We start from the raw sequence: 18,941 nt of genomic DNA on the forward strand, positions 1-18,941 counted from the left end.
AAGCACAGTCGCACCAGCGCTGCTCAGCGCAACTTCATGATGGCCTTCTCGATGCGTCTTGGGGATACGGGATGAGCGGTTCCCAGTTGTTGAGCGAAGAGGCTCACCCGCAACTCCTGCAGCATCCAAGAGATATCCTTGGCCTCTTTAGTTTTATCGCGACCAATAGGAAGAGCCGCCAGCTTCTTGGCAAGCTGGGCTTCGCACTGCGCGACTTGTTCCTGCAGCATGGCATCCCGATCCGGGTCCCGATCCATGTCATCGAGTCGCTGAAGCATCGCCTTCATGTAGCGTGGCAGATGCTTGAGCCTGGCAACACCATGAACGCTCAGTGCGTTCTGTGGCAAGAGGAAAGCAAGCTGGGCCCGCATGTCATCGATCGCTTCGCCAGTCCATCCTGCGATTTCCTCATCGACGCTGATGAAATCCACGAGTGCAGGCGCTAGTGCGACGATCTGTTGTCGTACCCGGCCCGGAACCTCAGGCTTGATCGTAGCAACCAGTTGCTCGAACTCTTCTGGAGAGCGCACTGGGCCCCCGTGCTCAAACATCAAATCGCGTACCGCGGCTACGCGCGCATCATCAATCAGCCCGGGAAGTTGCCCGTGCGGATAGTTGTCTACAGCCACGCGTTGTTTGAGCGGCAGTCCGTTCGCCATGTTCTTGCCTGGTACCGGAATTTCGCGCAGTAGGAGAGTAAGCGTGGAGGTAATCATTGCCCGTTGCGCGTCTGCCTCGGTTGGCATCGCTTCGATAGCTACGCCCTGCTTAGTTACCACTAGCGCCGGGTAAGCGACGACGTTCTGGCCGTCGATACGCGTCACTACTTGGTCGGCGATTGTGCCGTGTTCGGTGGTGCTCCACTTCGCCGCTGGTGGTGCGACTTGCTGGCCCCGACGCGCTGCTTTACTGACAGAATTGCGGATTTTGCCAGCGCATCGCTGTTTGAGCTCGGAAAGATTCTTGTCTGAATCAATGATCGTGCCGCGCTTATCGACGGCAGCGAACGTCATCCGCAGATGCGCAGGCAATTTCGATTCGCTGAAATCTCCCGGGTTGATACCCACCGCGCCGAAGCCACGGAGAATCTCCGCGAGCTGCGTCGCAATTCTTCCAAAATAGGGTTTGAGTTCAGGCAGCGCCCTAGCCGCGAAGTCTGGTGCCGGGATCACAGTGCGGCGCAGCGGCTTCGGCAGGGAACGAATGAGTTCTGTGAGCAGCTCTAGGCGCAGTCCGGGGACTAGCCAGTCAAAACCCTCCGGGCTGACACCGGCGAGCAGTGGCACCGGGATCTTCACTGTGACGCCGTCGAAGGGATGGCCGGGTTCAAAGTGGTATTCCAGATCGAAGGCAAGTGAGCCCTGTTGCCACGTGTCCGGGAACTGCTCTTCCTGCACTTCAGCGGCACCCGCGGCTAAGAGCTTCTCCGGGTCAAAGTCGAGGAGCGTAGGATCCTGCTGGCGCGCCTTCTTCCACCAGGAATCGAAGTGGCGGGCGGTAGTGATTGATTCTGGTAGTCGGGAGTCGTAGAAGCCGAAGAGTGCCTCCTCGTCGACTAAGAGGTCACGGCGCCGCGTTTTTTCTTCTAGACGGGCAGCCTCGGAGAGTTTTGCCGAGTTGTCGTGGAAGAACTTATGGTGGGTGGACCAATTGCCCTCCACCAGGGCATTGCGAATGAACATTTCGCGGGCAGCGACGGCGTCGACGCGGTGATAGGGCACCAGTTTATCGACGACGATCGTCACACCGAACAGTGTGGACTTTTGGTACACCATTGCTGCGCCGCGTTTGGTGGACCAATGTGGCTCCGAATACTGGTGCTTGAGCAAGTCCGCCGCCAGGGTTTCCACCCAGCGTGGGTCGATCTTCGCCACGTCTCGCGCCCACAGTCGCGAGGTGTCCACAAGTTCAGCAGCCATGACAAACTCAGGCGGCTTCTTCGCAAGTGCTGATCCGGGAAACACCATGAACTTGGCGCCGCGGGCCCCAAAGAACTCCCTGGTATCGCCCTCGCGCTGACCTATGTGGGAAAGCAACCCTGCCAATAGCGATTGGTGCAAGGCATCGTCGTTGCGGGCGGTGACCTCTGTGGTCGCCAGGCCTGCGCTTTTGAATCCGATGTCCTTGCTAATGCCACGTAGTTGGCGGACCAGATCCTGCCACTCCCGGATACGCAGGTAGTGGAGGAATTCCTTCTGGACACGTTTCCTGAATTGGTTCCCTGATAGCTCTTGGCTGAGTTCCTGGAGGTAGTCCCAGAGCTTGAGGTAGCTCAGGAAATCGCTATCGGTGTCTTTGAATCGGGCATGTTGCTGGTCAGCCTGTGCTTGGTGGTCTAGCGGGCGTTCGCGCACATCTTGAATGGTCAGCGCTGCAACCACGATGATGGCAGCGTCGAGGCAACCGTTGCGGTGTGCCTCCACCAGCATGCGGGCCATACGCGGATCAACCGGAATTTGGGCGATTTGCTTGCCGATGTCGCTGAGCTGGGGTGCCCCATTTTCCTCACCTTGACTGATAGCACCCAGCTCATGGAGTAGCATCAGCCCATCGCGAATCGCCTTGTGGTCGGGATGCTGTACGAAGGGGAAGTCTGCTATGTCACCCAAGCGCAGTGCGGCCATGCGCAAGATGACGCTAGCAAGGTTAGTGCGCAGGATCTCGGGATCCGTAAATTCGGGGCGGGAGAGGAAGTCTTCCTCCGAATACAGGCGGATCGCGATGCCATCAGCTACACGCCCACAACGGCCGGAACGCTGGTTGGCGCTGGCCTGTGAGATGGGTTCAATGGGCAGCCGCTGCACCTTGGTTCTGGTGGAGTAACGGGAAATGCGCGCCAGGCCAGTATCGATGACGTAATGGATACCGGGAACAGTCAGCGAGGTTTCTGCGATGTTCGTCGCAAGGACAATGCGACGCCGAGAATGCGGTGCAAAGACGCGATGTTGCTCTTCGTTGGATAGGCGACCAAAAAGTGGCACCACATCGACGCCCTTGAAGCGACGCTTATCGATCACTTCCATCGCATCGCGAATGTCTCGCTCGCCCGAGAAGAAGCACAAGATGTCGCCGGAACCTTCGGCCATTAGCTCCTCAATGGCAAAAAGGAGGCCGTCTAGGGGATCTATATCCACTGTTTTGTCGGATACCTCGGCAATAAGCGGGCGGTAGCGCACCTCGACGGGATAAGTGCGTCCGGAAACCTCAATGATGGGGGCCGGATCCCCGGCAGCGTCGCAGAAGTGCTCGGCAAAGCGCTCTGGATCGATGGTGGCAGAGGTGATAATGACTTTTAGATCAGGGCGCTGCGGCAGCAAAGTTTTAAGATAGCCGAGCAGGAAGTCAATGTTGAGCGAGCGTTCATGAGCTTCGTCGATGATGATCGTGTCATAGGCGAGTAGCTTGCGGTCGCGCTGCATTTCCGCGAGCAAAATGCCATCAGTCATCAATTTGACGGCCGTCTGGTCACCCACCCGATCGTCGAAACGAATCGCGTAGCCGACGGATTCGCCGATGTCTTGACCCAGCTCGCTGGCGATGCGCTCCGCGACTGTGCGAGCCGCTAAACGACGCGGTTGGGTGTGTCCAATGAGACCGCGCACGCCTCTGCCGAGCTCCAAGCAGATTTTTGGAATCTGGGTGGTTTTACCCGACCCCGTCTCACCGGCGATGATGACGACCTGATGTTGCGCAATGAGTTCCGCAATATCGCCCTTTCGTGCGCTTACCGGCAAGGCCTCCGGATAGGAAACCTCGGGAATGGTGGCGCGCCGTGCCGCCAGACGCACCGCAGCAGCTGCAATATCTGCGCCGATTGCGGTGAGGGCCTTAGGGGAGCGGGCCTTTGCTAGTCGACGTCGGAACGCTGCGCTGTCTTTGATGCTGAGGGAGTCGAGCCGCTGATACAGCTCGCGCTTGCTAGGCGCCGCGGGCGAAGTTTCTGGGGTACTCATAACTACGCACAATCTTAGCCCGAAGGCGCATGATAGCTGCTAAATAGTGCTTGCGAAAGCCTGTGCCACAATCTCACCAAACTGGTTGAACTCTTCAGCGCGGTGCGAGGAGGATCGGAACGCCAATCCGATGGTGCGTTCGGCCTGCACATCATCGGCGAAGTGAGCGATAGCGATGCCCGGGCGGTTACCTTCCCAAGACAGCGCAGACTGTGGAATCAGAGTTGCACCGAGGCCACCAGCGACACACTGCAAGACGGTTGCCAAGCTGGAGGCCTGAGCCACAGCGGAGCGAGTGGTGGTGGGATGGACATCGACGAGCCGGCAGAGATCAACCACCTGGTCGCGCAGGCAATGGCCGTCGTCAAGCAGCAGCAGATTGAGGTCCTTCAGCGCATCCAGGGTGAGACCAGTCTGGCCTGCCAACTCGTGGCCAGCTGGCAATGCGATGACAAAGCGTTCAGTGTAGAGCGGAATCTCTACGATGCCCTGCTTGTTAGACGGAACAGCAATGACGATGACATCGGTGTGGCCGTCGCGGAGCTGGCTGATGAGCTGCTCGGTTTGTGCCTCGACGATTTTTGGTTGCAGATCTTTAAACTCCTTGCTCAGGAGCTTCAAGAAGTTCGGCAGCAAATATGGGGCGATCGTGGGGATCATTCCCACGGTGAGTGGGCCGGCCAAAGAACCGTCCGCTCCCTGCGCGTGGGCGAGGAACTTGTCTGCCGCATCCAAGGTAGCCTTCGCTTCAGCCAAGAGCGACTGGCCAACAGGGGTGACAATCACTCGGCGGGTAGAACGCTCAATCAGCTGGACGTCAAGCCCCGTCTCAAGAGCCACCAAGGCCTGAGACAGTGAAGGCTGTGAAATGCTCAGCTTCGCTGCCGCAGTGCCAAAATGCTTAGTTTCCGCAATTGTCACAAAGGTGCGCAATTGGGCCAAAGTGGGGCGGTAGCCTCTAGATGCCATGTACTTATCCTTAACGGTGCTTAAATATCGGATTCGATCTGCTCTACCCCAAGGGCAGGAGGGACGCGGCGGTCAGTCTGGACTGGCGCGTTGAGGTTGCGAAACATCACAACTTATATCGAATCAATGGACAAACTGTATCAACATTCGGTAACAATTGAGTTACGGCTGAGAACTTGTTTTTAATCACTCCTCATAAAAGAGGTTATCAACAAAAGGGCATTGGTTGGTGACCTGCCGTTATGATGCCAGATTCGGCGGTTGTAGCAGTCTGAATATAGTGAATTAAACTGCGGTTTTAACTTAGCTAAATCTCAGTTCCAAGCTACTGAGCCGCACCTCACCTGCGTTATCCGTGGCATCAAGGTCCACTGTTGCTATGAATGCGAAAGCGTTGTCACCGGCAGGATCTTTCATAATTTGCTCGGCGCGCCACAGTCGCCCTGTCGTCGCGAGGGAGAAATACTGTGGCCCACGCGCTGCAGGTCCAACATCCAGATCGGCATACTCCTCAAAATAAGCGTCCATTGCAGCACCGAAATCCGGTGCTTCATCCAGATAGGCGGTGGCAGCGGCCAATTCTTCCTCACGCTCAAACGCGAAAAGCTCGACCAAGCGGAACATTTGATTGCGGATCATGATCTTCAGCGCCCGCGGATTAGCAGACAGCGCCGTTGGATCTTCCACACCGAAAGCCAACTCTCTAGCCACGGTATCAGCAGACACTGGTGCGTCTGGGTCTGCCAGCAGTGCCCACTCGTCAACCAACGAGGAGTCAACCTGGCGGACCATTTCGCCAAGCCAGACGACAACATCTTCAAGCTCTTCCGTGAGATATTCCTGAGGTACTGAGTGCTGCAATGTTCGCCAGGCGTCAGTCAAGTAGCGCAGTACCACGCCCTCACTACGGCCAACACCGTAGGTGGCAACGACATCCGAGAAGGTCATGGCATGTTCGATCATGTCTCGTACAACGGACTTAGGGGAAATATCGAACTCCCGAATCCACGGGTGGCCCTTGGAATAGGCTTCGTAGGCGCCCTCCAGGAGGTCCTCTAGCGGCTTCGGCCACGTGATGTCTTCCACGATGGACATCCGCTCGGTATAGTCGACGCCCTCCGACTTCAGGGCGGCGATTTCCTCGCCGCGCGCTGCCTTCTGCTGTGCGATCAAGATCTGGCGGGGATCATCAAGAATCGCTTCAAACACGCTGATCACATCGAGAGCATAGGTCTCGGACTCCTTGTCAAGCAGCTCCAGGGTTGCGAGTGCAAAGGGCGCCAGTGGCTGGTTCAAGGCAAAATCCCGTTGCAAGTCCGCAGTCAGGTGGTAAGTGCGCCCCTCGGAATCCGTGCCCTCACTAACCTTTTCCACAATGCCAGCATTGAGCAGTCCGCGGAACAACTCGATCGCGGTGAGGATGTCCTTGTTCTGCTTCGTCCGGGTATCGTGGTTGCCCCTGAGCAGCTGCCGCATGTGCTGGTAGCCGTCCCCAGGCCGGGCAACCACGTTGAGCAGCATCGACGTGGACACGCGGAACTGACTGCTCATCGGCTCCGGATCTGCTGAGATAAGCCGTTCGTAAGTACTGGCGGTCCACGTGACCTCGCCTTTTCGAGCGACCTTCTTCTTGATCTTCTTCAGCTTTGCCGGATCGGTACCGGCCTTTTGCCGGAGTCGGTAATTCTCAATCTCATGCTCCGGAGCCTCGATGACTACGGTGCCGATCGTGTCAAAGCCGGCCCTACCAGCACGACCTGAAATCTGGTGAAATTCCCGGGATTTGAGCATACGCATCTTGCTGCCATCGAACTTGGTGAGCCCAGTAAACAACACGGTGCGTATCGGCACGTTAATACCGACCCCCAGCGTGTCGGTACCGCAGATGACCTTAAGTAGGCCGGTCTGTGCCAGCTTCTCGACGAGGCGTCGATACTTCGGCAGCATGCCCGCATGATGCACACCAATGCCTTTACGCAATAAGCCAGACAGAGTCTTTCCAAAGGTAGTGGTGAAGCGGAAGTCACCGATCTCGGCCACGATCTGCTCTTTTTCCTCCGCAGTGATCACCTTCATGGAGGTCATAGACTGCGCCCGCTCGGTGGCCTCCCGCTGTGTAAAGTGCACCACGTAAATGGGTGACTTCCCGCTGCTGAGCAGTTCCTCGATCGTCTCGTGGACGGGGGAGTACACATAGGAAAACTCTAGGGGGACTGGGCGCTGTACACCGGAGACGACGTTAGTGGTGCGTCCGGTGCGCTGTTGCAGATCGCGCTCCAAGAAGCTGGTGTCTCCGAGTGTGGCCGACATAAGCAGGAACTGTGCCTTAGGTAGCTCCAGAAGCGGGACTTGCCATGCCCAACCCCGATCGGGTTCCGAGTAGTAGTGGAACTCGTCCATCACCACTTGATCGATGTCAGCGTTCACCCCGTCGCGCAAAGCGATGTTTGCCACGATTTCTGCCGTAGCGCAGATGATTGGGGCGCGGCCGTTAACGGTTGCGTCTCCTGTCATCATTCCCACATTTTCGGGGCCGAAGATATCGCACAGACTGAAGAACTTCTCGCTCACCAGTGCCTTGATGGGGGCGGTATAGAAGCTCCGCTGGCCACGAGCCATGGCAATAAAATGCGCCGCAATGGCGACCATGGACTTGCCGGAGCCAGTGGGCGTTGCCAAGATGACGTTGTCACCTGCGAGTACCCCGAGGGATGCTTCTTCTTGAGCAGGGTAGAGGGTGATGTTCTTCTGCTTCGTCCAAGAAAGGAAAGAATCGAAAATGGATTCATCAAAAAGCGACTCGGGTACTTCACTGAGGTCAGGCAACATCTGGCTTAAGTTCACCTGACCCAGCGTACTAGGAGGCTAGCTAACCATGGGGCTGACCGCTTTCGTCCTCATCATCATCTTCTAAATCTGCGAGGAAACGTTCGAACTCGGCGCCGATTTCCTCGCCGGAGGGAATCGAGGACTCTCCGGGCAAGATCTCGTTAAGATGCCGGGAACGGTAGCGCTCCATCTCCTCGTCAAACTGACGTTCCAGCGCATGTACTACCGCTTGGATTTCGCCGGAATCTTGGACCTGTTCCTCAACCTGCACACGGACGCGCTCGGCATCGCCTTCCAAGGCAGCAAGAGGGAACTTGAGATTCGCAGCGGTGGCGAGGGCGTCGAGAAGCCGCACGGTGGCCTCCGGATAGTCTGAGGCAGAAAGATAGTGCGGCACGTGCGCAGTGAAGCCTGCGACTGTCCTGCCGCGCTTGTGGAGCTTGCGCTCTAAGTGCAGCGAAGCAGAACCCGGCACAGTGATACGGGAGTCGATGGCGTAGAGCCGCTCGAGTAGCTCCTTTGCGTTGCCGTGCGCCGATACCACCAGGGGCCTAGTGTGCGGCACCGCCATGGGAGCAGCGTACAAGCAGATCGTCTGCTGAACACCAAAACGATCCACCAGGTCAGCGACCGAGTTGGTGAAAGAATCCCAGCGCAGGTCCGGTTCCGGACCGGATAGCAGCAAAAACGGGGCGCCAGCGTTGTCGCGCACGACGTGCAGGTTCAGCTCTGGATCCTCGGACTCAACCACCTCATTGCGTTCGATGGTCACCGGAGGGCGCCGCGAACGATAATCGATCAGCTCATCCGAATTGAACGTGGCCAGGAGTCGGTGGTCGAGGGCATCGAGCAGGTGCTGTGCGCTTGATTCCACAGCCTGACCAGCATCTGCATAGCCCTGCAGCGCGACGACAAGCGTAGGGCCGTGTGAGCCCTCGCTGGAGACCTCAGGTGCCGGATACTCAAGCTCGTACATTCGGGCTGAGCGACGCGGATATTCGCGCTCGGTCATGTGAGTCCTCCTTCAATCAGTGATACTTCGACCATACTTAGTTTCTTGGTCGAATTGCTGTAACTGATGTAACCGTTGTAATCCACGAATTATTCCAGACTACGGGCAAACAATGGGACTCGACACGAAACGGAGGGTGTGGAGAACCTAGCAATTCCACAGATCTGGGTGTTAGCCCGAGCAAGGAACAAGCAAGTGTCGGGAACACAGCGGAGACTGCGTAGTCATGACACACAATGCAGAAAACACACCCGGTTTCCTTCTATCTAATATTCCTGGGGCGCTTGGCTACATCCCGCAGGAGTGCGCAGTCATCTTTGCCTTTGAGCGATCCGGCCCCGAGCATGGCCAATGCCGTTATGAACTGGGGCCAATGTTGCGAGTGGACCTGCCTGACCTGCTGACCCACAACTTCCTGACCTTCCTAGATGAACTGGGCGCAGATCTATTGTTCGCTGCAGTCATTGGGTCACCCCGGGCCGCGGATGCTGGGGTCATGCTTGCAGAGCGTTGCGCTATAGAGGACATTCCTCTTGCCGCAGTGTGGCATGTTGTCGAACTTCTCTCTGGAGCGCGGTATCAACGGGTAGCGGGGGAGAGCACCGTATCCTTGGGCCCCAACACAAGCGCTAAAGACTGCTGGGATCGGGGATATGTCGCGGAAATTGTTGCTGCTCCCGCCATGGTGGACTTCGTACGCAGGGGCGAGCTGCCGGAAATCGATCGGACTGCGAGCTATGCCTTCCTCACAGCGCCACACCCAGAACTGAGCGATGCGGACCGTCGCATGTTTAGTGAATTTGCGGTGCGCCAAGGCGAGAGCCTCATTAGCGCCGTCGAAAGTAGCGAACCGCGGGAGGCCGAGCTGATGGTGGACTCAATTCTGGATGCCTTCCAAGAGCACATCGACGCGATTATCCACGAGCAGCTCAGCGTAGCGGATCTGCTGGAGGACATTGAGCTGTTGGAAACTTTGGCTGTGTACTTTGGCAACACCAAGCTGCGTGACTGCACGTTGAAATGGGCGGTGTCGCCCTACGCGGAAGCCTTGTTCACTTTGACAGTGGCGTTGGCACGCACAGGTACAGGAACGTTGCAGGCAAATGCGCTATGCGCAGCTGCTCTTTCCGCCTCCTACCTAGGTCTGCATTACCGGGTATCGCAGGCCCTCCAGCTGGCCTATGCTGCTGACGACGAGCATCGGCTAGCGGCCCTCATGACGCATGCGCTGTACTACGGTGCTATGCCGATGCTGCACGAGGCTTGCCACGAGGGTTCACTCTTGGCAGAAGCCTCGCTGCGGGGCAGCGTGGTGGAGAGTTAGCGTCGCGCGCTGTGCGCGCGTTCGCCTAGCTGGGATGTAAATGCCCATGCGTCGGCCACGATAGTCCGCAGATCAGTGCGGGTTGGTCGCCAACCTAACTCGGCCTTTGCGCGCTGGGATGAGGCAATGAGCGTGGCTGGGTCGCCCGCACGGCGCGGTGCAATTTCAGCCGGGATCGGATGTCCAGTTACTTCGCGGCATACGTCGATCACCTGACGGACGGAGTAGCCGTCGCCGGAGCCTAGATTGAAGATTCGGTGCTGCCCGGTGGCATTGGATTCCATGGCCAGGAGATGGGCGTCTGCGAGATCGCGGATATGAATGTAATCGCGTACCGGAGTGCCATCTGGGGTTGGCCAATCATCGCCAAAAATCATGATCTTATCCCGGTGCCCCAACGCAACCTGGAGGACCAGCGGGATCAGGTGGGTTTCCACCTCACGGTTCTCGCCGACTGTGCCATAGGCTCCCGCGACATTGAAATAACGCAGGCTGGTAGCTGCTAGGCCGAAAGCATGCGCATAGGAAGTGATGGCATAGTCAATCGCGAGTTTGGTTGCGCCATAAGGATTGGTCGGTGCGGTAGGCATATCCTCGGTAATGGGAACCACTTCTGGTTCGCCATAAGTTGCTGCAGTGGAGGAAAATACCAGGTTGGACACGCCGTGGGTTTGCATCGCGTCTAAGAGGCGCAGTGAGGTGACAAAGTTGTCTTGCCAATACTCGTCTGGCTTTTCCACTGACTCGCCGACCAAAGACCTGGCAGCAAAATGTAGTACTGCATCGAAGTTGTCTGCTGCCAAAACCTCATCGATTTTGTCGTAGACATTGCCTTCGATGAAGGTAGCGGTGGCGGGGATGGCTGCACGATTTCCCGTAGCCAAATTGTCCAAAATGGTGACGTTATGTCCTTGTTCGACAAGTACATGTGCGCAGACGCTACCGACATATCCGGCGCCGCCGGTGACCAAAACATTCATGGGGCGAAACTCTCCTAGGAAAGGTTGACTCGGATGGCGTGGCAGAGGTCCTCAGGGATGACTACGTGTTTGCCGTCGATGTCGATGCGGGCGCCCTCGCTGAGATTCGTCACCGTGACTGCGGAGCCAAGCTTGATGCCAGCTTCGCACAGTGCATTGAGCTGCTCTTCCGCCACCTGGACGATCTCATTGATCTGAGTAATTTTGGCCGCCAGCTCTTTGTTCAAAGGCAGATCAATGATGCGCTGACCGAGTGTTTCCCCTGGGTCTTTGACCCCCAGCTGTTCCAAACCCGGAATGGGGTTGCCGAAAGGAGAGGTGGCATAGTTATCAAGCACTTCGACGAGCTTAACCTCGACCTCGTCGCTCATTACGTGTTCCCACCGGCAGGCTTCATCGTGAACCTTTTCGATGTCGAGGCCGATGATGTTGGTCAGCAGCCGCTCTGCCAAGCGGTGTTTGCGCATGACTGCGATCGCTAGATCCCGGCCAGCAGCGGTCATCTTCAAGCTGCGGTCGGAAGCGACTTGGACGAGCCCGTCGCGCTCCATGCGCGCAACAGTTTGGCTGACGGTAGGTCCGGACTGCTCGAGTCGCTCCGCGATGCGGGCGCGCAGCGGGATAACCCCCTCTTCCTCGAGCTCGTAAATGGTCCGCAAATACATTTCGGTGGTATCGACCAAGTCCTTCAAGAACATCGACCTTTCACGAGACTTCAAAGCAAGCAAATTTAGTGCTGCTGGCTACGGCCTGGCGCTGGTGCGCCAATTCAACCGGTTAAGGATTCGCCTAATTCTAGCTCATTTGCTGCTGTTGAGCGGCGTACCGCACACGACTCAAGGCGAACAAAAGAAAAAGATGACAAAAGCTTGGGGCCCTGCCTTCCGGAGAAAACTTCTCAAGCGGAAAGGCAGGGCCCCAAGCCAAGTGGTTATTAGAGGGAGTACTCGCGGAGCTTGTCGGCGCGTTCGCCGTCGCGAAGCTTTGCCATCACTTCCCGCTCAATCTGGCGGACCCGTTCCCGGGACAATCCGAACTTTCGCCCAATCTGATCCAGCGTACGAGGCACACCATCATCAAGACCGTAACGCAAGCAGATCACATCTTGTTCACGCTGCTCTAAGGTGTCCAAGACGGTGCGGATGTCCGAATGGCGTAGGGAAGCGACGACGGCAGTCTCGGCGTCGGTGGCTTCGGAATCCTCGATGAAGTCGCCCAGCGGAGCTTCCTCGTCCGCGCCTACTGGCATATCCAGGCTTACTGGATCGCGGGACTGGCGCAGCAGCATTTCAATTTTTGACTCGTCAATGCCGGATTCCGCAGCGAGTTCCTCATTGGTGGCTTCACGGCCGAGGTTCTGGTACAGCTCGCGCTTAATCCGTGAGAGCTTGTTAACCTGCTCAACCAGGTGTACCGGGAGCCGGATAGTACGGGACTGATCGGCCATGCCACGGGTAATAGCTTGCCGGATCCACCAGGTGGCATAAGTGGAGAATTTAAAGCCCTTAGAATAATCAAACTTCTCCATGGCACGGATCAGACCAAGGTTGCCCTCTTGGATCAAATCCAGCAGTGGCATGCCACGGCCGGTGTAGCGCTTGGCCAGGGAGACCACTAGGCGGAGGTTCGCTTCGAGCAGGTGAGCACGAGCCTTCTTGCCTTCCTTTGCCAATACTTTGAGGTCGCGCTTCTTGGCGCGAGTAAGGGAATCTGCCTCATTTTTGAGGAGGTGTTCCGCGTATAAGCCGACCTCGATGTCCTGCGCTAACTGCACTTCTTCTTCTGCGCTGAGCAGAGCAGTTTTGCCGATACCATTGAGGTAGACGCGGACGAGGTCGGCGGAAGGATTGTCGTTGGAGTGACCACGACGACTGCCGCGATCAACTTCCACATCGGCATTTTCCTGCGTGGACGGTTGAGTCATAAGTGCCTCCTGCTCGTCGTAGGTTCTACCCTGCCTAACGCGTGGCCACAGAAATAAGTTCCCGGGACTGAAATTTTTCCGATCGTGCTCGGATTAGGCCTCCACAATGACGGTGAAGGGCCCCTCGTTCACGCTAGATACCTGCATTTTTGCGCCGAATTGTCCCTCAGCCACCTCGATGCCACGCTCGCGCAGATAAGCTACGATCTTGGCGATGACCGGCTGCGCGATCTCACCCGGTGCGGCATCGCTCCACGATGGGCGGCGGCCTTTGGCAGTCTGGCCATGCAAAGTGAACTGACTGACTACGAGCACTGGGGCGCCGGCATCTACTACGGAAACCTCACCAGCGAGGATGCGCAGTTCTGCAATCTTGCGGGCTACCGTCTGCCAAGCCTCAGGGGAGTCCGCGCGCCCCACTCCGACTAAGGCGAGTATGCCGCCCGTGTCCGAGCATTCGATCGCTCCGACAACTTCACCGGACACGGAGACACTGGCGGAAGAAACTCTCGTTAACACGGCCCGCATGACTACTCTCCTAACAATTCGGCCGGAATCAGAAAACCGTGGCGGACAAGATCGATAACCGCTCCGACCACAGCTGGGGCCAGCACAGTAACGTCGAGCCCATTAGCCATGGCGTATAGCTCCACGATCTCTCCCAAGGAAAGGCCCTGTGGATGTACTCCCGAGATGATTGACACCAGATGCTCATCCACTTCGTGGCTCCACCTCGGGCCGTCGAGACGCGTGAGGCGGCGCACTGCGGTAGTAAGACCCATGCCGGAGTCAGCATCGGGTACACGGACCTCTTCGCTGGCCACGGTGGGGCGCAGCATGTAGCGCGAGGTGAGGATGTCATCGGCATCGACCGTGCGCAACCAGGCGGAACGGGTGAAAAACTCGCTGACTTCTTCGCGCAGCGGATCGCTGAAGTCCTGGTGCAGTTCCTCGGCCAGGATGTCCGCGGGGGAGTCTGCGTCGATGCGCTGCAGTGCGACGTATCCAAATCCAATACCGGTGACACCGTGGCGCGCGAAATGATCGAGCCACGCTGCAGTGCGTTCTTGGCCCTCCGGACTGCGTGGATCGATGGATTCGTCGCGCAACCAGGTGCCCACATACATCTCTGGATCTACAACATCCCGCTGAATAAGCCAGGCACAGACACCCGTATCTGGCAACCACGCTGCGACGCGTTGCTGCCAGCGCTCAGTGTCCTTGTGCACCCATGCTGCGAGTACATGCGCGGTGCCGCCCACATTCAAGTGATCGACCAGATTAGACACGACCAGCTCACTAGCTCCGTCTAAGTTCAAGCCCGAATCGCGATAGACGTGTCCCACCTCTGGCAGCCCCACAACAAACGGGGGATTGGCCACGATACGGTCGAAGCGACGTCCGGTAACTGGCGCGAACCACGAACCCTGCAGCAGCTCGATGCCGTCCTGGTCAGCCAGCGTAGCCCGCGCGAAGTCTAGGGCGCGGTTATGAACATCAGTACCGCTGAGGTGCTTTGCGACGCCCAGTTGCCCCAGTAGCTGAACGCCGGAACCGGTGCCCAGGTCCAACAGAGTCTCCACGGGAGTCAACGGAACCGTGTTGAGCAGGGAAAGCGAAGCCGCACCGACACCGAGGACATGATCGGGGCCGGGGATTCGCTGGGTGAGAGAAGCATCGATGTCGGAAAATACCCAACGGTCTACGTCATTGATCACGTGCGGGATTACGTCGTAAGCGATGCGACCCTCAGCGTCACACAGCGCGGCTACAGTTGGCGCGCCAATGAGTTCGCTGAGACGAGCTGTGGGAACAACATCTTTGAGGAGAAAAGCCCGAATCAACAGCCCGAGGTTGGAATTCTCCGGGCAGTGTCGGCGCACGGCAGCAGGTTCACCCCGGTGCCAGGCTGCGGTGCCAGCCTCGCCGAGCAGATCAGAGATTCCGGAAACAGTGTAGTTGTGCTGGCGCAATGCCGAGAACAGAGCTGGTGCGATGGCGCTCAGCGCCGAGGGAGAGGTCACCGAGGCGACTCCTTCTAGTTCAGTTGAGTTGGCTATTCGTGTTCAATGATGGTCGGTGGCTTCTCATCATTGGCGGCCGATTCCCCAGCGGAGAGCTCGCGGCGAACTGGCGCGGATAGTGCTTGATTTTCTGCTTGTCGCTGTGCCCGCGCAACCTGCGGTTTATACACCTGCTGTTGGCGTCCGTCCTTGGGCTCGCCAGCGCCATTGGCAATCACGACGGCAATGCCCGGAAGCGGTATGGAGATGGCGAACAAAATGGTGGCGAGGATCCAATTATGGAGCCACATGTAGGTTGCTCCCGCAGCCAGCAAAAACGGGATTCGGGAAAACTGCAACCATGCATAGACACGTTTACGGTGCTCCCAGTTTTCCAGCGGGGAGAGGCGTGCGTCGGTGATGAGTTCTGGTTTTGGACGTCGAAAAGCGAAAGCGCGCTTCTTGCCGTCGTTATCCTTGCTCATGGTTCTTAAGCCTAATCCCGTTGCCACCCTCGCAACCACCATGGGGCATGATAGGTAGCGTGAGCACGTTAACGAAGACCATCGAAAAGACCGACGTCCGGGAAGATACCGGGACTAGCGACGACACCCCGAAGTTCTTCCACTACGTCAAGAAAGACCAGATCATCGACTCCGCAGTCAACGGAAAGATGGTGGTGGCACTGTGTGGCGAGACCTTCCCAGTGACCAAGCAAGCCAAGCCCGGCAGCCCCGTCTGCCCTGATTGTGAGCGGATTTACCGAGGTCTACGTAAGAAGTGAGCAGTAACCTACGCCAGTGGCAGCAAGCGGCACTCACCAAGTATCTCGAGCAGAAGCCACAAGACTTCCTTGCAGTGGCAACCCCAGGTGCCGGAAAGACAACTTTCGCGCTGCGGGTAGCCACCGAGCTGCTCAGTAACCGGACAGTTGACCGAGTAATCGTGGTGGTACCCACAGAGCACCTGAAGATCCAATGGTCCGAAGCGGCGGCGCGGGTCGGTATCTCACTCGATCCCCACTTTTCCAACAGCTCAGGCGTGGTGAACCCGCAGTATCAGGGGATCGTGGTGACCTATGCGCAGGTGGCGATGCACCCCTACAAGCATCACGCCATCTCAACGGCGCGGCGCACGCTGGTGATTCTGGACGAGATTCACCACGGCGGTGATGCCCGCAGTTGGGGTGACGGAATCAGAGTGGCTTACGAGGACGTAGAGCGACGCCTCTCGCTCACCGGTACCCCTTTTCGCTCCGATGACTCCGCAATCCCGTTCGTGCGATACGTCGAGGACGGGGAAGGGCACCTGGTTTCACAATCCGACCACACCTACGGCTATTCGGATGCGCTCCGTGACGGCGTCGTAAGACCCGTAGTGTTCTTGGCCTACTCGGGTGAGGCGCGCTGGCGAGATTCCGCCGGAGATGAGTACGCTGCCCGCCTCGGTGAACCACTCAACGCGGAGCAAACGGCACGAGCCTGGAAAACTGCACTGGACCCGCGGGGCGAGTGGATCCCTGCGGTACTGCAGGCAGCCCACATTCGGCTCCGACAACTGCGGGCGAATATTCCTGATGCTGGCGGTTTGGTGATTGCCACCGATAAAACCACCGCCCGCGCCTATGCGCGCATCCTCGAGAAACTCTCAGATACCCCGGTAGCGGTGATTTTGTCCGACGAGGTAGGAGCCTCAGATCGCATCGCGGAATTCTCCGCAGGCACTAGCGAGTGGATGGTTGCGGTCCGCATGGTCTCCGAAGGCGTCGACGTGCCACGGCTCGCGGTCGGTGTTTATGCCACCTCCGCCTCAACGCCGTTGTTTTTTGCCCAGGCGATCGGACGCTTCGTTCGTAAGCGTAAGGCGGGGGAGACTGCATCGGTGTTCCTGCCGTCGGTACCCGTGCTTTTGGACTTGGCCGCCAAGCTGGAGACTTCGCGGGATCACGTATTAGGCAAGCCAGATCGTCCGAAGGAGGGCTGGGATGACGAGCTGCTCGCGGAGGCGAACAAGCAACAGAACGAAAAGGATGACCTCCCATCCTATGAGGCGCTCGGGGCGGAAGCCGAGCTAGATTCGCTCATCTACGACGGCTCCACCTACGGTACCGGCGCCTTCTCCGGCTCAGCAGAAGAGGCTGATTACCTGGGGCTGCCCGGGCTTCTCGACGCCGAACAAATGCGCGCTCTACTCCGTCAGCGGCAAGCAGAACAAGTGGAAGCCCGCGCTGCGGAACAAAAGCAGCGGGCGGAAGAATCCCCGGGACGACAGGCAACGTCCGGCAGTCACATTGCTAGCCAAGAGATCCCGCAACTGCGCAAGGAACTCAACGCATTGGTGTCCATCACCTCTTCGCGCACCGGACGCCCACACGGCGCTATTCATACCGAGGCGCGTAATGCTTGCGGTGGTCCTCCCACCGCGCTGTGTACCGCTGAGCAACTAAAGGATCGGATTTCCTATTTGCGCAAGTGGTAGTGCAAAACTTCTGTTAACCTGAAACAATTGAGAGCCAATTTCAATTCGAAGGGTACATGTTATGAATCAAGGCCTATCGGGTGCGGCATCGCCAATGCCACCGGTCAGCCAGCCGCCGGGACAATTGACGGCGCAAACCAGGCCCAGAATCCTCGCGCCAGATATGGCCAGAGGGCTCACACTGCTCGGCATTGCCGGCGCCAACTTCACCATGGCCTGGTCTGGTGTGGAGAATCCGGAATCGGCTTTCACCCTGGGTGGCGTCGTGGATGGTGAACTCTGGGACAAAATTGCTGTCGTTTTCGGGGCGATGTTCTTCCATGTCCGTGGCTTACCGATGTTTTCGACGCTGCTCGGCTTCGGAGTAGGGCTGATCTCTCTCAGTCTGTATCGTCGTGGCTTCCCACTGGCGAAGGCGAAAAGAGTGATCGTGCGCCGCTACGGATTCTTGGCTCTGTTCGGTGTCATCCATTGCATCTTCCTGTTCTGGGGGGACATCATGCTGGCATATGGCCTGATGGGGATGCTGCTCTCCACTTTGATTGCCGTAAAGGACAAGACCTTATTGATCATCGCCGGAGTCCTCGCTGGATTGAACTGTCTGTATTATCTAGCGCTCACAGTGCTGGTCGTGGTTTTGGGAAATCTCTTTCCTATGGACCAGTTCGTCGCCAGTGGCGCGAACACCGGCGGCACTGGGCTCCTTGGGGGCAGTTCCTATCTCTCGCAGCTAGGCTCAGGCACGTTGGCAGCCGTCTTGACACCGTTGATGCTCGCAGCTCTTATTCCGATGCTCGGCCCACTAATGCTGGTCGGCTTTGTAGCTGCGCGCCGGGGCTGGCTGACGGATGTGCAGCAGCATCGCGGGCTGCTAGTGAAAGCCGCGGCGGTGGCAGTGGCAATCATGGTGATCGTAGGTTTGCCATTGGGCTTAGCGGGGGTCGGTGTTTTGCCAACCAGCTGGGAGATTCCGCTGTCTATTGTTAACAATGCTTTCGGTCCGTTCACCGGTCCGGGGATCGTAGCTATGATCGCGCTGGCATCCGCACCTTTGCAGCGGGCGCTCAACGACGGCAAGAAGCTGCCGGAGCCGTTGCTCGCGATCAAGGCGCTCGGTCAACGCTCGATGTCCGGTTATGTGATGCAATCGATCCTCGGTCTCATTCTGGTGGTGCCCTACACCCTGGGCATCAGCCAGGGACAGGGAGCTGCACAGGCGACTGCTATCGGCGCGCTGATTTGGTTGATCACTGTGGTGTTGGCCTACGTGTTGGAGAAGCTTGGTGTCCCGGGGCCATTTGAGTGGTTACATCGCAGGCTGTCCTACGGGGCTAATGGGCTTCCCGCGCAATACTCGGCTGATCAAATTGATGCACTATCGTATCCGAAGCAGCTACCGCAGCAGCCGCCAACGCACTAAAGTAAAGCGCTAGGAATTGATCCCGATTAGCTTGTGAAAGGTTGTCATT

At 57.8% G+C, this 18,941-nt stretch carries 14 protein-coding genes; 4 read left to right on the forward strand and 10 right to left on the reverse strand.

Features of this window, described 5'->3' with window-relative positions:
- Positions 1–23 precede the first annotated feature (23 nt).
- The 4 genes from hrpA to WG915_RS00535 all read right to left on the reverse strand — a co-directional run bounded on the left by hrpA (position 24) and on the right by WG915_RS00535 (position 8,763).
- A complete protein-coding gene (gene hrpA / locus WG915_RS00520; RefSeq protein ID WP_339563409.1) occupies positions 24–3,953 on the reverse strand; it encodes an ATP-dependent RNA helicase HrpA in 3,930 nt (1,309 codons plus the stop codon).
- A 39-nt stretch (positions 3,954–3,992) separates the two neighbouring features.
- On the reverse strand, positions 3,993–4,922 hold the full coding sequence (locus WG915_RS00525) for a hydrogen peroxide-inducible genes activator (protein ID WP_339563410.1): 930 nt from the start codon (positions 4,920–4,922) through the stop codon (positions 3,993–3,995).
- Positions 4,923–5,225: 303 nt separating this feature from the next.
- Positions 5,226–7,766, reverse strand: a complete 2,541-nt coding sequence (locus tag WG915_RS00530) for a DEAD/DEAH box helicase (RefSeq protein ID WP_339563411.1) — start codon at positions 7,764–7,766, stop codon at positions 5,226–5,228.
- Positions 7,767–7,791: 25 nt separating this feature from the next.
- Positions 7,792–8,763 carry a PAC2 family protein gene (locus WG915_RS00535; RefSeq protein WP_339563412.1) on the reverse strand — a complete coding sequence of 324 codons (972 nt, stop codon included), beginning with the start codon at positions 8,761–8,763 and terminating at the stop codon, positions 7,792–7,794.
- 226 nt (positions 8,764–8,989) lie between these two features.
- Here WG915_RS00535 and WG915_RS00540 point away from each other — a divergent pair, with 226 nt between their 5' ends.
- On the forward strand, positions 8,990–10,087 hold the full coding sequence (locus WG915_RS00540) for a DUF4192 domain-containing protein (protein ID WP_339563413.1): 1,098 nt from the start codon (positions 8,990–8,992) through the stop codon (positions 10,085–10,087).
- Here the strand turns inward: WG915_RS00540 and galE are convergent.
- From galE to WG915_RS00570, 6 genes are all read right to left on the reverse strand, one after another.
- The gene (galE, locus tag WG915_RS00545; protein WP_339563414.1) at positions 10,084–11,067 is read right to left on the reverse strand and encodes a UDP-glucose 4-epimerase GalE; all 984 of its coding nucleotides are present in this window, start codon (positions 11,065–11,067) and stop codon (positions 10,084–10,086) included. The genes WG915_RS00540 and galE overlap by 4 nt on opposite strands.
- 14 nt (positions 11,068–11,081) lie before the next feature.
- Positions 11,082–11,759, reverse strand: coding sequence for a metal-dependent transcriptional regulator (locus WG915_RS00550; RefSeq protein WP_339563657.1), 678 nt, complete (start codon positions 11,757–11,759; stop codon positions 11,082–11,084).
- Positions 11,760–12,001: 242 nt separating this feature from the next.
- Positions 12,002–12,991: a sigma-70 family RNA polymerase sigma factor gene (locus WG915_RS00555; protein WP_339563415.1), complete on the reverse strand. Its 990-nt coding sequence runs from the start codon at positions 12,989–12,991 to the stop codon at positions 12,002–12,004.
- A gap of 93 nt (positions 12,992–13,084) precedes the next feature.
- On the reverse strand, positions 13,085–13,519 hold the full coding sequence (gene dtd, locus WG915_RS00560; RefSeq protein ID WP_339563416.1) for a D-aminoacyl-tRNA deacylase: 435 nt from the start codon (positions 13,517–13,519) through the stop codon (positions 13,085–13,087).
- Positions 13,520–13,521: 2 nt separating this feature from the next.
- Positions 13,522–15,015, reverse strand: a complete 1,494-nt coding sequence (locus WG915_RS00565; protein WP_339563417.1) for a DUF7782 domain-containing protein — start codon at positions 15,013–15,015, stop codon at positions 13,522–13,524.
- Positions 15,016–15,047: 32 nt separating this feature from the next.
- The gene (locus WG915_RS00570; RefSeq protein ID WP_339563418.1) at positions 15,048–15,479 is read right to left on the reverse strand and encodes a DUF3099 domain-containing protein; all 432 of its coding nucleotides are present in this window, start codon (positions 15,477–15,479) and stop codon (positions 15,048–15,050) included.
- Positions 15,480–15,538: 59 nt separating this feature from the next.
- Between WG915_RS00570 and WG915_RS00575 the strand changes: the two genes are divergently transcribed.
- The 3 genes from WG915_RS00575 (at position 15,539) to WG915_RS00585 (ending at position 18,892) form a co-directional block, all read left to right on the forward strand.
- A complete protein-coding gene (locus WG915_RS00575; protein WP_339563419.1) occupies positions 15,539–15,778 on the forward strand; it encodes a DUF3039 domain-containing protein in 240 nt (79 codons plus the stop codon).
- The gene (locus WG915_RS00580) at positions 15,775–17,472 is read left to right on the forward strand and encodes a DEAD/DEAH box helicase (protein ID WP_339563420.1); all 1,698 of its coding nucleotides are present in this window, start codon (positions 15,775–15,777) and stop codon (positions 17,470–17,472) included. Before WG915_RS00575 ends, WG915_RS00580 begins: the two co-directional genes overlap by 4 nt.
- A 61-nt stretch (positions 17,473–17,533) precedes the next feature.
- On the forward strand, positions 17,534–18,892 hold the full coding sequence (locus WG915_RS00585; RefSeq protein WP_339563421.1) for a DUF418 domain-containing protein: 1,359 nt from the start codon (positions 17,534–17,536) through the stop codon (positions 18,890–18,892).
- Positions 18,893–18,941: the final 49 nt, after the last annotated feature.

Origin of the sequence: Corynebacterium sp. H128 (assembly GCF_037482625.1) — a bacterium.
Taxonomy (GTDB): domain Bacteria; phylum Actinomycetota; class Actinomycetes; order Mycobacteriales; family Mycobacteriaceae; genus Corynebacterium.

Bases quoted from the DNA above. Each gene is read 5' to 3' on its own strand.
- dtd (WP_339563416.1), bottom strand. From the start codon at position 13,519: ATGCGGGCCGTGTTAACGAGAGTTTCTTCCGCCAGTGTCTCCGTGTCC.
- WG915_RS00540 (WP_339563413.1), top strand. From the start codon at position 8,990: ATGACACACAATGCAGAAAACACACCCGGTTTCCTTCTATCTAATATT.
- WG915_RS00570 (WP_339563418.1), bottom strand. From the start codon at position 15,479: ATGAGCAAGGATAACGACGGCAAGAAGCGCGCTTTCGCTTTTCGACGT.
- WG915_RS00525 (WP_339563410.1), bottom strand. From the start codon at position 4,922: ATGGCATCTAGAGGCTACCGCCCCACTTTGGCCCAATTGCGCACCTTT.
- WG915_RS00585 (WP_339563421.1), top strand. From the start codon at position 17,534: ATGAATCAAGGCCTATCGGGTGCGGCATCGCCAATGCCACCGGTCAGC.
- hrpA (WP_339563409.1), bottom strand. From the start codon at position 3,953: ATGAGTACCCCAGAAACTTCGCCCGCGGCGCCTAGCAAGCGCGAGCTG.
- WG915_RS00555 (WP_339563415.1), bottom strand. From the start codon at position 12,991: ATGACTCAACCGTCCACGCAGGAAAATGCCGATGTGGAAGTTGATCGC.
- WG915_RS00535 (WP_339563412.1), bottom strand. From the start codon at position 8,763: ATGACCGAGCGCGAATATCCGCGTCGCTCAGCCCGAATGTACGAGCTT.
- galE (WP_339563414.1), bottom strand. From the start codon at position 11,067: ATGAATGTTTTGGTCACCGGCGGCGCCGGATATGTCGGTAGCGTCTGC.